Origin of the sequence: Arthrobacter ulcerisalmonis, assembly GCF_900609065.1 — a bacterium.
Classification (GTDB): domain Bacteria; phylum Actinomycetota; class Actinomycetes; order Actinomycetales; family Micrococcaceae; genus Arthrobacter; species Arthrobacter ulcerisalmonis.
In genome coordinates this window covers 1-271 of sequence record NZ_UXAU01000069.1, presented here as the reverse complement: position 1 = coordinate 271, position 271 = coordinate 1, and the positions used below count along the sequence as shown (strand labels likewise).

The 271-nt window shown below is 63.8% G+C and carries 1 pseudogene; it reads right to left on the bottom strand.

Going from position 1 to position 271, the window contains the following annotated elements:
- Positions 1-271, bottom strand: a pseudogene (locus PSET11_RS16550) (DUF222 domain-containing protein); the annotation flags it as partial.

Below are 271 nucleotides of genomic sequence, written 5' to 3'. Positions count from 1 at the left end.
GACCCCGGTCCCGCCGCCGTCAGCCCACGCGGTCAAGTGATCATTCTCGTTATCCAGACACTGATTACTACACCCCGGGAACGTACACCCACCATCACGCAACCGGATCCACCGCTTCAGTCCTTCCGATAACCGGTACCTCGTCCTGCCCAACTCCAACGGCGCCCCATCGCGGGGATCGACCAACACCCTGTACAACGACTGCGCCCCATCAGCAACCAACCGCCGCGCCACCGATGCTGGCACCGGGCCAAACCCCTCCACCTCACCC